14 protein-coding genes are annotated in these 14,648 nt (G+C 51.0%); 5 read left to right on the top strand and 9 right to left on the bottom strand.

Annotated elements, in window-relative coordinates; all coding sequences use genetic code 11:
- Positions 1–329 precede the first annotated feature (329 nt).
- Positions 330–1,505 carry a PstS family phosphate ABC transporter substrate-binding protein gene (locus tag KNP64_RS14570; RefSeq protein WP_214794145.1) on the bottom strand — a complete coding sequence of 392 codons (1,176 nt, stop codon included), beginning with the start codon at positions 1,503–1,505 and terminating at the stop codon, positions 330–332.
- 32 nt (positions 1,506–1,537) lie between these two features.
- Positions 1,538–2,404, bottom strand: a complete 867-nt coding sequence (locus KNP64_RS14565; RefSeq protein ID WP_214794148.1) for a nucleotidyltransferase-like protein — start codon at positions 2,402–2,404, stop codon at positions 1,538–1,540.
- A 168-nt stretch (positions 2,405–2,572) separates the two neighbouring features.
- On the opposite strand from KNP64_RS14565, the gene KNP64_RS14560 reads away from it, so the two are divergent.
- Complete coding sequence (locus KNP64_RS14560) at positions 2,573–2,932, top strand: YgzB family protein (protein WP_034780966.1); 360 nt, start codon at positions 2,573–2,575, stop codon at positions 2,930–2,932.
- A 28-nt stretch (positions 2,933–2,960) separates the two neighbouring features.
- Here the strand turns inward: KNP64_RS14560 and perR are convergent, their stop codons facing one another.
- Entirely contained in the window at positions 2,961–3,392 is a 432-nt protein-coding gene (gene perR, locus KNP64_RS14555) for a peroxide-responsive transcriptional repressor PerR (protein WP_029596002.1), read from the bottom strand.
- Positions 3,393–3,583: 191 nt separating this feature from the next.
- Here perR and KNP64_RS14550 point away from each other — a divergent pair, with 191 nt between their 5' ends.
- The gene (locus KNP64_RS14550; protein WP_034780968.1) at positions 3,584–4,882 is read left to right on the top strand and encodes a glutamate-1-semialdehyde 2,1-aminomutase; all 1,299 of its coding nucleotides are present in this window, start codon (positions 3,584–3,586) and stop codon (positions 4,880–4,882) included.
- Between the two features lie 33 nt (positions 4,883–4,915).
- Here the strand turns inward: KNP64_RS14550 and KNP64_RS14545 are convergent, their stop codons facing one another.
- Complete coding sequence (locus tag KNP64_RS14545; protein WP_214794142.1) at positions 4,916–6,553, bottom strand: ABC transporter substrate-binding protein; 1,638 nt, start codon at positions 6,551–6,553, stop codon at positions 4,916–4,918.
- Positions 6,554–6,645: 92 nt separating this feature from the next.
- Between KNP64_RS14545 and KNP64_RS14540 the strand changes: the two genes are divergently transcribed.
- Together KNP64_RS14540 and KNP64_RS14535 are read left to right on the top strand one after the other, a co-directional pair.
- Positions 6,646–7,878, top strand: coding sequence for an MFS transporter (locus KNP64_RS14540; protein WP_214794139.1), 1,233 nt, complete (start codon positions 6,646–6,648; stop codon positions 7,876–7,878).
- 53 nt (positions 7,879–7,931) lie between these two features.
- Positions 7,932–8,348, top strand: a complete 417-nt coding sequence (locus KNP64_RS14535) for a thiol-disulfide oxidoreductase DCC family protein (protein ID WP_138859904.1) — start codon at positions 7,932–7,934, stop codon at positions 8,346–8,348.
- A gap of 15 nt (positions 8,349–8,363) precedes the next feature.
- On the opposite strand, the gene KNP64_RS14530 is transcribed toward KNP64_RS14535, so the two are convergent.
- The 5 genes from KNP64_RS14530 to mutY form a co-directional block, all read right to left on the bottom strand.
- On the bottom strand, positions 8,364–9,512 hold the full coding sequence (locus KNP64_RS14530; protein WP_034780975.1) for a DUF3238 domain-containing protein: 1,149 nt from the start codon (positions 9,510–9,512) through the stop codon (positions 8,364–8,366).
- A 91-nt stretch (positions 9,513–9,603) separates the two neighbouring features.
- Positions 9,604–11,352 carry an ABC transporter ATP-binding protein gene (locus KNP64_RS14525; protein ID WP_214794136.1) on the bottom strand — a complete coding sequence of 583 codons (1,749 nt, stop codon included), beginning with the start codon at positions 11,350–11,352 and terminating at the stop codon, positions 9,604–9,606.
- A gap of 36 nt (positions 11,353–11,388) precedes the next feature.
- Positions 11,389–11,931, bottom strand: a complete 543-nt coding sequence (gene ntdP, locus KNP64_RS14520; RefSeq protein WP_021067741.1) for a nucleoside tri-diphosphate phosphatase — start codon at positions 11,929–11,931, stop codon at positions 11,389–11,391.
- An 89-nt stretch (positions 11,932–12,020) separates the two neighbouring features.
- A complete protein-coding gene (locus KNP64_RS14515) occupies positions 12,021–12,446 on the bottom strand; it encodes an SRPBCC family protein (protein WP_034780979.1) in 426 nt (141 codons plus the stop codon).
- Positions 12,433–13,467, bottom strand: a complete 1,035-nt coding sequence (gene mutY / locus KNP64_RS14510) for an A/G-specific adenine glycosylase (protein WP_214794134.1) — start codon at positions 13,465–13,467, stop codon at positions 12,433–12,435. The genes KNP64_RS14515 and mutY overlap by 14 nt, the downstream gene beginning before the upstream one ends.
- 86 nt (positions 13,468–13,553) lie before the next feature.
- On the opposite strand from mutY, the gene KNP64_RS14505 reads away from it, so the two are divergent.
- On the top strand, positions 13,554–14,537 hold the full coding sequence (locus KNP64_RS14505) for a metal-dependent hydrolase (protein WP_214794131.1): 984 nt from the start codon (positions 13,554–13,556) through the stop codon (positions 14,535–14,537).
- The last annotated feature ends 111 nt before the right edge of the window (positions 14,538–14,648 follow it).

Raw genomic sequence — 14,648 nt, 5'->3', positions numbered from 1 at the left:
CCGCCAGCGTTCGTCCTGAGCCAGGATCAAACTCTCCAAAGAATTTGATATAGCTCTTTAAAAATGACGAAGCTTGCGCTTCATTCAAACATTGTAAAACTTTTTTGCCTCATCGTTCAGTTTTCAAAGTTCGTCTGCCGCTCTTGGCGACTTCATTAATTTATCACGTCGTCTATCTCCGCGTCAACAACTTTTTTTCACAAATTGTTTTACTGAAATAATCTTTTGCCGTGACAACGTTTATAACTATAATCTCTATTTACCACTTCGTCAATAGAAATATTACAAAAAATAAAAAAGGTTGAGCCCCCGTCATGAGGCCCAACGCTTCAATCTTTCGCTAGCGGCACATAGCCCGTCCGCTCCACCAATGTCTGCCCTTCTTCAGATGTCATCCAATCTAAAAACGGCTTATGCGTTTCATAGTTCTCTTCTGTCGTGATGGCATAAAATTCAGAAGTGATCGGATACGTCCCGTCAGCGATGGTTTCGACCGTTGGAGCGATTCCATTCACTTGAAGTAATTTAATGTCGTGATCTTCGACCATCTCGGTCGCATAGAAGCGGAAAGAGAACCCAATCGCATTTTTATGATTAGTGTATGCGGCCGTCTGTTCGATAATACCGCCCATACCTTCCGGAACATCTTCAACGGGTGCAGCCATCAATTTACGATCACCCATCACCCGCCGCAAGGCCGTCTGGCTCCCGCTTCCTTCTGGACGTTGGAAGGCTCGAATCGGATCATTCTCGCCTCCAACCTCACTCCAATTATCGATGTCTCCGGCATATACTTGTTGAATCTCGTCTAATTTAAGCGAATCAACTGGATTGTCTTCATGTACAAAAAAGACAAACGCTTCGCGCCCAATTGGTGTCATGTTGAACTCCACACCAGCCTTCTTAGCCGCGGCCACTTGAAAATCTGATGGTCCGGCAACAAAGATGATGTCCGTCTTCCCTTGAATCAACCGATCGTACGCTTCTCCTGTCGTCGTTGAGACGACAGGACTCTCCTCCGTACTATACGGATTATATTCGTCAGAAGGATAAACCGCTTCGACAAAAGACGCATACAGTGGATATAGTGCCGTAGCACCATCGAGGCGTGGGAGATTTGAATCGATTCTAAACGAAGATGGCGCATCGAGCTTAGCTAAATCGGATTCCTCTTTAAACGGTTGATAGTCAAACAACTCAACACCGCGTTCTTCAATCCGCAAACCCTCTGTATACACGTAGTACCCTTTCACTGAACCGAAGAACACGACTCCAATCACGGTTCCAATCAATCCGACTCGTTTGAGTTGCCCCTTCGTTAACGACGAAAAGTCATATAGCGCCATAATGAGAATTAATAAAGCGGCAACGTACCAAATGGTCCAAAGGATCGGGCGTCCTCCTGCAATCGGATTGCCCATCGTAAAGAGTGCTGTAAAGACCGATATGACTGCGGTCACAAGCACAATCAACACACTACCGAATATAAACTTGACGATTTTCATCTGATTCAACTACTCCATTCGCTTCTATATAGTTAGGCGATCTCATAGGCGATGGCTTCGACTCCAACACCTTTTGTCGGTCGCGCGACCGAACGGACATATCCTTTGCGGACAAGGAACCCGACGATACTACCTAGGTCGACTTTCAATGCTTGCAAGTTCGGGTGTTCCATTAATTCCGAGAACGGCCACGGTTCATCGCGTTGTTGCATCGTTTGCAGTAGCAGAAGCGTGCCCGGCAACACTTTTGATTGAATCAAATGTTCCATTCCGATAATCACCAAGTGAATCCGTTGTTCAAGCGACTCTTGTCCGCTCACGAGTTCCTCGTGGAGTTTATATATTTCTAAATCGAGTGTGCGCACTTGCTTCCACAATATGATTTCCGGATGAATTCCGGCCTCCAACACCGACAACCGCGCCAAATGAGTCAAGGCGTGATGGATTTGGGTGAAAGCATCTTGATGCTCCTCTTGTAAAAATAAGCTTCGTCCATCTTCAAAGCGTCGCAACAACTTCGCAAAAGCAAGGGACAGTTGCAGACGTTGCTCATCATTCGAAAAATTACGAAGGCGTTGTCGCAAGTCTAATAAAAACGTATTTCGTTCAAACAAGACCATTCCATCTTCAATCCAATGAATGGCCCGGCGATTCTCGTTCATTAAAATCCAACGATCCATCATCGAGTCACTTACGAGATGAAGAATAATTTTTTCTTGCCCAACTTGATAATGTTTCACTGTCCAGAACGGTTCTTCTTTCGCTTCAATCACAATCAATAGCCGGTCCGATTGATCGGTCAAAGGGTCTCTCGGCCGTTTCTTTTTCACTTCAATGATGCCAAGCGTTGTCTTCAAGGCCGCATATTCCGAATAGATCGTGCGCGTCGCATACTCCATAGTCACCTTGATACCTTCTTTCTATAATGATGAACCACAATCGTCCACCCAATAATCTGATACAAAAATGATTCGCCTTCTTTTAAAATTCTCCTGCCAGCGATTGTATGAACTTCTCACGGTCGTGCAGATGAGCTATAGTAAAGATAGACATGGAGGGATTACGAAATGAAAAAACGGGGGAATAAAATCAACCGCGCTCGAAACCTTGCGTTGTTGCTCGTCTTTGCGGGAATCGGAGTCATGTATCTCGGCCTGTTGGCGAAAAGCATCACATGGCTGATGATTATTTTCATGTTGCTCGGCTTCGTGATGGTGTTATCGAGTTCAGCGCTCTACTTTATTATTGGGATGGCATCCACGAAAGCCATCGTCGTCACTTGCCCGAATTGTGAGAAACCGACAAAGATGCTCGGCCGGGTCGATTTATGTATGCACTGCGACGAACCGCTCACGATCGATCAATCGCTCGAAGGTAAAGAGTTCGATGAAAAATATAATAAGCGTCAAACCCATTCACACGAATAAAAAAACATCCTCTGCCTGAGGATGTTTTTTAATGTTTATGCGCTTGTTCAGCTTGGCAAGCTGGGCACGTCCCGTATACTTCAAGACGGTGACGATCGACTTTGAACCCTGTCAATTGAGACGCGACCGATTCGATCTCGTCGAGGACCGGATAGTTGAAGTCGACGACTTTCCCACATGCATCACAGATGATGTGGTAGTGACGCGACGTCACAAAATCAAAGCGACTCGAAGCGTCCCCATAGTTCATCTCTTGAACGAGTCCGACTTCTTTAAAGACGCGCAAGTTATTGTAGACGGTAGCGACACTCATGTTCGGAAATCTCGCCGAAAGTGCCTTATAAATGTCATCCGCTGTCGGGTGACTGTGCTCCGTGACGAGGTACTCCAAAATGGCCTGGCGCTGAGGCGTCATTCTGACTCCATGTTCTCGGAGCGACTGAACAGCATGGTCAAGCATTTCGCTTCCCACGTCAATCCCTCATTTCTTCTATAAAATTCATGCGAAATGTCAGTTAGAATTAACCTATTTCTTACATAGTAATCTTTATAAATAGTGTACTGATTTCTTGAACGGTCGTCAAACGTTGAGCTTATGCGGTTGACGGCTATGATACAATAAGTGCGAATTTGTAAAAGGAGGCAATACATATGGCAACACCATCTACACGCAACAATTCAGACGTTTTGTATACCGACGCCTTGACGCACATCGTCGGCGGGGTCAATAGCCCTTCCCGCTCATTCAAGGCAGTCGGCGGCGGTGCACCCGTCTATATGGAACGAGGAGACGGCGCTTATTTCTATGACGTCGACGGCAATCGCTATATCGACTATTTGGCGGCGTACGGACCGATTATCACAGGCCACGCCCATCCGCATATCCATAAAGCGTTGATTGAGGCGTCGTCTAAAGGGCTCCTTTACGGGACACCGCACGCGCTTGAAGTCGAGTTCGCGAAAAAACTAAAGGCGGCCATCCCGTCAATGGATAAAGTCCGTTTCACCAACTCAGGGACCGAGGCGGTCATGACGACCGTTCGTGTCGCTCGCGCCTATACCGGTCGTGAGCTCGTCGTCAAATTCAGCGGTTGCTATCACGGTCACTCGGACTTGATGCTCATCGCGGCAGGCAGTGGACCGGCCACGCTCGGCTCACCAGACTCAGCCGGCGTCACACGAGCTACGGCGAAAGAAGTCATCACCGTGCCGTTCAATGACGTCGAGGCGTTCCGAGACATGATGAGCGAATGGGGAAGTCAAATCGCCTGCGTCCTCGTCGAACCGATTGTCGGGAACTTCGGGATCGTCGAGCCGAAACCAGGCTTCCTCCAGGCCGTCAATGACATCACCCATGAACATGGTGCACTCGTCATTTACGACGAAGTCATCACGGCGTTCCGTTTCACGTACGGAAGCGCCCAGCAAGTGTACGGGATTGAACCGGATATGACCGCACTCGGGAAAATCATCGGCGGAGGCTTGCCGATTGGTGCCTATGGCGGTAAAGCTGAAATCATGGAGACGGTCGCTCCGCTCGGCCCAGCCTATCAGGCCGGAACAATGGCCGGCAACCCCGCGTCGATGGCAACGGGTCTCGCTTGTCTCGAGGTTCTCGAGCAACCCGGCGTTTACGAAAAGCTCGACGCACTCGGTGCCGAGCTCGAGGCCGGGATTCGTGAAGCCGCAGAAACACATGGTGTGACCATCACGTTGAACCGTTTAAAAGGTGCCCTTACGGTTTACTTCACGGACGAGATTGTGACCGATTACGAAGGCGCCGAAAAATCAGACGGTGAAGTGTTCGGACGTTTCTTCAAATTGATGCTCGAGAACGGTGTCAATTTAGCCCCTTCGAAGTACGAGGCTTGGTTCTTGACGACTGAGCATACCGAACAAGATATCGAAGAGACGATTGCCGCTGTGAATCGCGCGTTCGCCCAACTATAAGCAAAAGGAGATGCCGCGGCATCTCTTTTTCGTTTACACCGAAGGCCGAATCCACAGCTGGTCGTAGCGGGGGTGGCCGAACACATCGACTGGAACTTCCCCTAGAAAGCTCGGGAATCGCCGCTCTCGGGCCACGTGATACAGAGGAATAACAAGTGCTGCTTCTGTCAAATAACGCTCGACATCACGATGGAGCCACGGCCACGCACTCATATCGGTCTGACGGTAACGGTCCATCATCGTCCGGAGCTCCTTTTCATGCGCGATTAACTTGCCGACGAGTGACAGTTCACTCGTCAAAAACGCGAGAAACGCCAAATCGAGATCTTCGCTCATCATCTCCCCGCATAAAATCAAATCAGCACGGCGCAGCGTCTCCTCTTGTAGTAACGAGGCAATCGTATACGTCTCGGTCTCAACGATAAAGCCGGCTACGCGCAACTGTTCCGCGACAAGCATCGCGTCTTCTGTCGCAACGTCGAACGGCAAATGCAATAGACGCAGTGGACGGCGCGAACTTCCCGTTGCTTTTGGTGCCGCCACCGGTCGACTCGCCTCCGGGAAAAAACCATGGGCCACTTGATGACGCTCTCCTCCCAAGTCGACGAACGCTTCTTTATGGATTGCCTGTTGAATGGCAAGTCGTGTGTCCATATCATCTTTGAGCCAAGAGTGCTGCAAGTTGAACATGAGATAACGCGCCCCGGCCTCAGCGATCCACTTGACGATGCTCTGATCATCACCGGCGCTCCACTTGGCATAATCCGTTTCTGAGAACGTGACAAATTCGACCACATCTAATGAAGGACGCGGTCGAAGCCCACGCTCGAACGCCCGCAACCGGACGACTTCTTCGGACCGTTTCTCCAATTTGAACGGTCCCGTCCCGACAATCCCTTCTGCCCCTTCATACGTAATGGATGCCGGCGTTTGGGCAAGTAAACGTTCGATGTAGGCCCGGTGCGCTTTCGTATGGATGTCAATGACGTAAGGCGCCGGCGATTCGACCCGTTCGATTGGCGCGAACAACCAAACTTGTTTTCCGCGAGCCAATAATCGATTCAACGAGTAAACGACATCTTTGGCGGCTAACGTCATTCCGTTGTGGAATGTGACGCCTTTTCGGATATAACACCGAAATCCGAATGTCACTTCTTCGATATGATGGGCAAGGGACGTTTGGACCGTCGTCCCATCCCATTCGAAGAGGCGATCGAAGACGTGCCGAGACAAGGACGCCTCCATCGCGATATGGATGTCGAGCGGGTCGAGTGATTCAAGCGTCCGGGTACGCGGGAACACGAATCGGTCTTCTTCCGTCTGTTCGAAACCGAATCGACTCCAAATCCGCGCTTGGATCAGTTCCCGTAATGCGGGTGGCCAATCCCACTCCAACCATTTGGCCGCCTGCGCCATCGTAGCCTCAGAAAATGAGGTTACGACCCACGCCTGGAGCGTCTCGTCAAAGTCCGACTGAAAACGAAGCATCGATTCATGGCCGCGCCCTTTGCCGGCTTGATAGGTCACCCACCCCATCGCCTCCCATGCCTTGATATCGCGCTTCACTTGTTTCTCACTATAGCCGACCACCTCGACGGCTTGCCGGAGTGTCACGTCCATTTTGTCCGCCTGTAACGCATAGCGATAAATTGCCACTAGTTTCGCATTCATGACCTTCCCCCTAAAAGTGGACATGTCCAAATATTTTGTCTCTTTTTACCAAGTGTAGTCCACGTTTAAAGTAGTGACAAGGAGGTGCTCACATGAAATTCAAAGATTTTCCAACCAACGTTCGGCTTCGACTCGTCTGCGGCTTTTTCATCCGCATCGTCGGCTCGGCCATCTTTCCATTCATGGCTTTATACTTTTCAGAAGAACTCGGCAAAATCGCTGCCGGGATCATCATGACGTCATTCGTCATCGTCGGGTATGTCACCGGCTTGTTCGGTGGGTACTTCTCGGATCGCTTCAATCGCAAGCACGTCTTACAAATCGGCCAACTCGTTCAAATCCTTTGCTTCATCGGAATGACGGTGGCGATTCACCCATCAAACAATTGGGCACTCGCCGTGGCCATTCTCTACTTCGGTCACGCGGTCGCCAACGGGTTGAACTATCCGGCCTTGGAGGCAATCGTCATCGATTCGATGGAAGAATCGAATCGGAAAGCGATTTATGTATATGATTATTGGCTCGTCAACTTGGCTATCGCCGGCGGTGTCATGCTCGGCGGTGCCTTCTATCGTGACTACCGCTTCGGCTTGTTCGTCGGGATGACGTTCGTATTGACCATCACAACGGTCGTCTTGCAACGCTATCTCGTCGATTCGCATCAAGGTAACCGGTCGACGCCGGCCAATCCGATTGTCGGCGTGATTCAAAACTACCGGATCGCCCTCAATGACCGACGCTGGATGTTGTTCGTGCTCGGCAGCATGCTCGTCTTCTCGACAGAGTTCCATATGGCGAACTATATCGGTGTTCATTTGGCGGAATCGTTTCAACAGCGCTCGATCGTCGGTGTTCCGTTCGATGGTGTCCGAATGATGGCATTCATGCAACTCGAGAATACACTACTCGTCGTCGCCATCACGTTCGCCGTCACTGCGTTTGTGAAACGGTACCGTGAGAAATACGTGTTCTTCATCGGTTTGTCGTTATACATCACGGCGTACGCTGCCATCACGTCGATGAACTCGTTCCTGATTCTCGCCGTCTTGGCCGTTGTCTTCACAGTCGGCGAATTGCTGTACTCGCCGATCCGCCAAGTGAAACAAGTCGATTTGCTCGACCCGGAGCGTCGCGCCTCGTACCTTGCTTTCGGTGGACTCACATTCCACGGGGCCAAACTCGTGGCCGCGGCCGGGATTGTCGTCGGAGCATTCATCGGACCCGTGTTCATGAGTGGCTACATCTTCTTGTTCGGAGCGCTCGGTGCCTACCTCTACTACGTCTCGTTATATAGGATGGAATCGGTGCGCCAGCTCGCCGCATGACGTTTGAAGTGACACCGGAACGGAAACAGGCAAGAGTGAAGGAGGCGAGTGGTATGCCAGCCATTGTATTATTTGATGGAGACTGTAACTTTTGCGACGCGAGCGTCCAGTTCATCTTGAACCGTGACGCGACGGGGAACTTTCATTTCGCCTCGCTTCAAGGCGAGGCCGGTCAAGCTTTACGTAAACGTCATCGTATCAACGACTCGGTCGACAGCATCGTGTTGATTCGCGATGGTGTCCCGTACATTAAATCCGACGCGGCGGTCCGCATCGCTGAAGGATTGGATGGGAAGTGGCGTTGGCTCAGGTTTGTGAGGTTCGTCCCAAAACCGATTCGTGATTTCGGCTATGATGTGATCGCTAAACATCGTTATCAGTGGTTCGGACAAAAACAGACGTGCAAACTGCCGACGCCGGAAGAACGGAGCCGATTTCTCGACCAACAACCAAAACCGCCGACTCGATGAGTCGACGGTTTTTTTTTAGTCCATACAGGTCAAGTACGTCCAGTGGCACTCCGGCATCGGATTGCCCATGAAACTGACACCGAGGTCGTCCGCCCGGTGAATCGTCGTCCATGGGGCATCACCGACTTGAAGATACACTTCATGATGTGGCGATTGCGTATGACTTCCGGACAGCTTGAACGTAGCATTGTCCTTTAATTGCGCGACGATCGTATATTTGATGTCCGGCGCGATAACGAGCGGGTTGCCAACGGAATGTTGCAACCGATACGCCGCCCGCCCGCGGTCGATATCGACATCTTCAAGATACACTTGGTCGACAGAGGCGATATCTTCACCCGTCAAACGGTGATGTTTCGTATAGCCACGCGTCACATTCGCATCTTTTTTGATGGAGACGATCGGAATATCACTCAGCCCTTCGGCCTTCACTTCCGTCCGCGTGCGATAGTCGGTCGCATGAACGTTATAAGGGCGACCGTCTCCTTCAAAATACGGATGAGGCGACAACAAGTTCGGGTTTTTAATCATCGGCGGGCGGATGAACGTCTGGACGCGAAGCTGAATCTGGTCCACCGTCTCCAAATCAGGTCGAATCGGACTGACGAGAAAATACATGACGTACAATTCCTTGTCCCGTCTCGTGTCCGTCTTCAATTCTTTGGCGAGTGACATCGCTTTGCCGACGGCGTGAATGAGACTCGTCCCCGGTTTCTCATCTCGCTTCACAGAGCGGAGCGCCCGCACTTCATACATTGTCGGCTCATGGAGCGGCGTCTCGTCCAAATAAGCATGGCCGACGACTTCGGCAATGCGTCGTCCTTGCCGGTAAATCGCATACGTTTCGACGTCAGCAATCGGGTCCCATTGGAGATGGGTGCCGTTCGAGGCGACGACTGCCGACGTGAGATGACGATTCCAGTACAAGTCGTCAGTTGGGTCGACGGCGGCCGTATACACTTTCGCCACTTCCCCCTGTTCGTCCGTGATGCGATAAGCGACTTGTTCTCCCACACCGGTCTCGTGATCGACATAGTGTTGATCGGTTCCTTCATACACATACTTCCCGTTCCGCGTGAGCCGGACCGTCCCTTCGACTGACCACGTCAGCTCGAGCGCGTCTTTTAGCGGTTTTACCGTAATTAATCCTTCCCCGTTCATCATTGGTTCATCCCCCTTTTGGCATGTCGTTTCTTCATTCCCGTCTCACTGTCACGGAAAACAAAAAGACCTCGAGTTTCCTCGAGGTCCCGTCTCATTCGACGACTGCTAAATCTTGAATCATATACAAATCGTAATAGGCGCCGCGGCGACGCATCAATTCTTCGTGCGTCCCGGTCTCCATGATTTGTCCGTTATCGACGACGACGATTTTATCGGCGTCGGTGATGGTCGACAATCGGTGCGCGACGATGAGCGTCGTTCTGCCTCTCGTCAATCGCGCGAGCGAATCCTGAATCATCGCCTCACTCTCAAGGTCAAGCGCACTCGTCGCTTCGTCGAGAATGATGATCGGTGGATGTTTCAAGAAGACCCGGGCGATGGCGAGCCGTTGCTTTTGCCCACCTGACAGTTTAACCCCTTTCTCCCCGACCGGCGTATTATAGCCGTCCGGCAAGTTTGAGATGAACTCATGGGCGTTGGCTGCTTTCGCGGCGGCGATCACATCTTCGTCACTCGCTTCCGGATTCCCCATCCGAATATTCATCGCGACCGATTCACTGAAGAGGACCGAGTCTTGCATAACCATCCCGATTTGGTCACGGAGGGCCCGCAGTTTAAAATCGCGGACGTCGGTACCGTCAATTTTAATGCTGCCTGACGTGACGTCATAAAACCGTGGAATCAGGCTGACGAGCGTCGATTTCCCGCCGCCAGACATGCCGACGAACGCGACCCGCTCTCCAGAACGGATGTGCAAGCTGACATCGTGGAGAGCCCGGGCTCCGTCTTTCTCATAAGCGAAGCTGACCCGGTCGAGTTCGATATCGCCAGCCGTTTGTACAGGTACGAATGCGCTATGCTTCTCTTCGATGTCGTACGGCTCATCGAGGAATTCGAACACACGGTCCATCGAAGCGACTGATTGCGTGAGCGTCGTCGCCGAGTTGACGAGACGGCCGAGCGGTGCATAGAGACGGTCGATATAGGCGATGAACGCGACGAGCGTCCCGAGCGAGACGTCCCCTTGCACGACGAGCCATGAGGCCGTCGTGAAAATCAAAATTGGAGCGATGTCGGTGATCGTCGAGACGACGACGTACGTCTTCGCGTTCCACCCCGTATGGCGGAGTGCAGCCTTTAAGAAACCGCCGTTTTGTTCTTCGAACGCTTTGTTCTCATACGGTTCGAGCGCGAAGCTGCGGATGACGGCCATCCCGTTGACGCGTTCGGTCAAATGACCTTGAAGGTCCGCAAGGGCGGCCGAGCGTTCCCGTGTGAGCCGGCGTAATCGTCCATAGAAGTAACGGACGGCGATGGCGTAGAACGGGAGCGGCAAGACGGCGATGAGCGTCAGCTGCGGGTCAATCGTGTACATGATGGCGATGGCAATCAAAATCGTGACCATATCGAGCCAGATGTTCATCAGACCAGTGATGACGAAATCTTTCGTCTGCTCGACATCGTTGATGATGCGCGAGATGATTTGTCCCGTCTTATTGTTCGAATAGTAGCGGAGCGACAACTTTTGGACGTGGTCGAACAACCGGTTCCGGACGTCGAACAAAATCCGCGTCGCCGCCCATTGCGCCAAATATTGGCGTAAGTATTCAATCGGCGGCTTCAAGACGAGGAAGACGAAGAAGACGATGCTGAACAGCCAGACGAGCTCCGTGTAGTCGGCAGCCGGAGCATCTTCCGTCAAATAGTTATCGATGACATATTTATAAAGGAGCGGCAACCCGAGCGGGATGGAGAATTTCAAAATCCCGACGAAGATGGTCAGCGCGATTTGTTTTTTATACGGTTTAACGAACTTTAAATAACGTTTAATACTACCCATTAGTTCCTCCTTCAAGAAAAAAGCGGAGATGAGCAATCATCTCCGGTAACGTGCTTCGTATTCGCGATACCATTCATCGACGAATGTTGGGTTGAACGGCCCTTTCCGTCCTCGAATCCAGTTAATAAGTTCTTGAACGTTCTGTTTCAAGATTCGATCAATCGCTTTCGGATAATTCATCTCGCGACGATGCCGCTCATATTCATCCTCATCTAAAATCGTGTACGACATATCCGGAAACACCTTGATGTCCAAATCGTAGTCGATGTACTTGATGGCACGTTCTGCCCCATCGAACGTTGTCGGCGAACCTAGATTACAGTAATAGTAAATCCCATCTTCGCGAATCATGCAGATGACATTGAACCAAAACTCAGATGAAAAGTAGCAAATTGCCGGCTCACGAGTTCTCCATTGCCGGCCGTCTGACTCACTGACCATGATGCGGTCATTGAATCCGATCATATCCGTTTTTGACGACTGAAGGACGAGCGTTTCTTCCCAAACGCGATGCAAAGTTCCGTTGTGCTTGTAGCTCTGTATCTCGATCTTGCTACCTGCTTTGGGAAATAAGCTCATAAGCTCCTCCTTTCCGCTATGATGCTATACAATTCTCATATTTAATTATAGCGACTTTCAGAACCAATGAAAAAGGAAATCTCTTATTTTCACGAATTTAGTGTTTTTTGGAATGCTTTGGCTCGCGCTTTGAACATCGGTCGAAGCACGAAGTATTCGACAAGGACGGTCGGTACGTAACTATCGAATGTGACCTCATCGACCATGACAGCCTGTCCTCCGACTTGTTCGACCCGATGGACATGGCTGAAGCGACGGAACGGAAACGGCAACTTCACACCTTGGTCACAAAAAGCGTAATTCCCGGTCAATGTGATGGCACTGTTCCACGGTAATGAAACTGGACCGACACCAACCCGCAATTGAACGAGATTCCCCTCGACCGACGCCCCATCCCCAAGGAGCGTCACTTTCGGGAACGATGTCAGTGTTGATAAGAGCGAAGCATCTTGAAGCAGCGTCCAAAGCGTGTCAACGGATGTGTCATATGGCGTTCGTACGTCAAACTGTCTCATCTTTTGCACCTGCCATCTGCTCTAATTTTTGTTGGGCGACCGATACGGTCACCACGTCCCGTGCCTCTTCGTCGAGCCAAGTCCATTCCCCTGCCGGTAACGTCTCGACTTCATATAAGTCGATGTACCAGACGATGTGGGAAAACACATGTTTCACTTGTCCAACATAGGTTCCGTTTAACTGTTCCCCCGTTCCCCGGTCTGTAAGCGGATATTGCCACATTCCAGCGAGAAGACCTGTTTCCGGCCGCTTCATATAGGCCGTGCGGCCCTCTTGTCGACAATAAAGCGCATCATACATTTCAATCCGAGACGCCCCTTTTTTCGTCTTGACCGGGAGTTCATCTTGAACGTTATGGGTATAAGCATAACAATCGTCTTGAACGGGACAAAGCGAACACATCGGTTTTTTCGGCGTACATACCGTCGCCCCGAGTTCCATGATGCCTTCGTTAAAGTCCGAGGCATGCGCCGGGTCCATCAGTCGACGCACGACTTGCTCAAACAATTTCCGCGTTTTTGGGATGGCGATGTCGTCATAAATCCCGAATTGTCGGGACATGACGCGCATGACGTTGCCATCGACGGCCGGTTCCGGCTGATTGTAGGCAATCGAGAGCACGGCCCCGGTCGTATACGGCCCGACGCCTTTTAGTTTTTCGAACCGCTCTTTTTCCTCGGGGACGATGCCATCGTACACGGCAACGACTTCCCGGACGGCTTGATGAAGGTTTCGGACCCGTGAGTAATAACCGAGTCCTTCCCAATATTTGACGACCTCATCGGGTTCGGCCGCTGCCAATGCCTCAATCGTCGGGAAGCGCTCCATGAAACGGTTATAGTATGGGATGACGGTATCGACGCGCGTCTGTTGGAGCATGACCTCACTCACCCAGACGCGATACGGATTTTTCCCGTGACGCCACGGCAAATCTCGCTTTTCGCGATTGAACCACGTCACTAAATTTGTGTTAAATTCTTGAATATTATAATTTGTGAACAATTTATCAACATCGAGCATTTCGTTTCCCCTCGTTTTAAAAATATTGTATGATGAAATGGATTAAATAACGCCGTTTTTTCTACTTATGGAGGTGCTGAAGCACATTGGATACTGCTACTCACATTGGGATGGGACTTGGTTTAAGTGCAATCGCGACCCTCAGCCCAGAGGTGTCAGGCGACGCACAAATGTTTCTAGCCATGACAGCGACGGCTCTCGTCGGCTCGCATGCTCCGGACTTTGACACGGTCTTCAAACTAAAAGGAAATAGCACGTATTTACGCCAGCACCGCGGTCGTTCACACGGAATCACCGCACTCCTCGCCTGGCCGATCATCGTCAGCGCTGTCATCGGACTCGCGCTTGGCGTCAACCCTGCCTCATTATGGGTCATGGCACAAATCGCCGTGCTGTTGCACGTCACGGTCGACTTGTTCAACGCCTACGGGACGCAAGCCCTCCAACCATTTTCGAAGAAATGGATTGGCTGGGGCGTCATCGGGACGTTCGATCCGTATTTGTTCTCTGCCTATTACAGCGCATATGTATTATGGCTTATCACAGGGGCGACTGTCCCGATTTTTGCACTGCTCATTGCGCTCGTCATCAGCTATTACGCCATCCAGTTCAAATTGCGTAATCGCGCCCTCGCCACGGTCGCCCGTCACTTCGCCGGCGCCCACGAACTGTTCATCTCGCCGGGTATCGGCTGGGATGACTGGCACGTCGCCGTTCGATTCCGCAACGGTTTAGGAGCAGTCAAAGTAAAAAAAGGGACGGTCATCGAATGTGGTCGTTTCCGTGACAAGCCGATGCCTGGGGAAGACGACCTTCACTTCGTGGAGGCCCGTAAAAATGCGGATCTTCAATCGTTCCTTGAGTTTTCGAAGATTCACACGTATACGGTCACACGCCACAATGGCATGATTGAATATCGCTTCACGAACTTGCGCTACTTTTCGAAAGACATTTATCCGTTCGTCGCCGTCGTCATCGTCGATGAAGTGTCAAACGAAGTGTTGTCTTCGTTCACCGGTTGGGTGTTCAGCGAAGAGAGCTTACAAAAGAAATTGGCCTACGAACAGTAAAAAGTCGCTCGCGAGAGCGACTTTCAGATTGTAGACAAAGTCACGTTTCAGGCGAACTGAAACGTGACTTTGTCGTTTTCGGGCCTTTAGGCGCTCTGCCCGAGCCCCTTT

It is taken from the genome of Exiguobacterium sp. s64, assembly GCF_018618035.1.
GTDB lineage: Bacteria > Bacillota > Bacilli > Exiguobacteriales > Exiguobacteriaceae > Exiguobacterium > Exiguobacterium mexicanum_A.
The sequence above is the reverse complement of the archived record's forward strand: the minus strand, read 5'-3'. Positions and strand labels throughout refer to the sequence as shown.

Coding starts and splice junctions, on each gene's coding strand:
- KNP64_RS14570 (WP_214794145.1), bottom strand. CDS start 1,505: ATGAAAATCGTCAAGTTTATATTCGGTAGTGTGTTGATTGTGCTTGTG.
- KNP64_RS14565 (WP_214794148.1), bottom strand. CDS start 2,404: ATGGAGTATGCGACGCGCACGATCTATTCGGAATATGCGGCCTTGAAG.
- KNP64_RS14560 (WP_034780966.1), top strand. CDS start 2,573: ATGAAAAAACGGGGGAATAAAATCAACCGCGCTCGAAACCTTGCGTTG.
- perR (WP_029596002.1), bottom strand. CDS start 3,392: ATGCTTGACCATGCTGTTCAGTCGCTCCGAGAACATGGAGTCAGAATG.
- KNP64_RS14550 (WP_034780968.1), top strand. CDS start 3,584: ATGGCAACACCATCTACACGCAACAATTCAGACGTTTTGTATACCGAC.
- KNP64_RS14545 (WP_214794142.1), bottom strand. CDS start 6,553: ATGAATGCGAAACTAGTGGCAATTTATCGCTATGCGTTACAGGCGGAC.
- KNP64_RS14540 (WP_214794139.1), top strand. CDS start 6,646: ATGAAATTCAAAGATTTTCCAACCAACGTTCGGCTTCGACTCGTCTGC.
- KNP64_RS14535 (WP_138859904.1), top strand. CDS start 7,932: ATGCCAGCCATTGTATTATTTGATGGAGACTGTAACTTTTGCGACGCG.
- KNP64_RS14530 (WP_034780975.1), bottom strand. CDS start 9,512: ATGATGAACGGGGAAGGATTAATTACGGTAAAACCGCTAAAAGACGCG.
- KNP64_RS14525 (WP_214794136.1), bottom strand. CDS start 11,352: ATGGGTAGTATTAAACGTTATTTAAAGTTCGTTAAACCGTATAAAAAA.
- ntdP (WP_021067741.1), bottom strand. CDS start 11,931: ATGAGCTTATTTCCCAAAGCAGGTAGCAAGATCGAGATACAGAGCTAC.
- KNP64_RS14515 (WP_034780979.1), bottom strand. CDS start 12,446: ATGAGACAGTTTGACGTACGAACGCCATATGACACATCCGTTGACACG.
- mutY (WP_214794134.1), bottom strand. CDS start 13,467: ATGCTCGATGTTGATAAATTGTTCACAAATTATAATATTCAAGAATTT.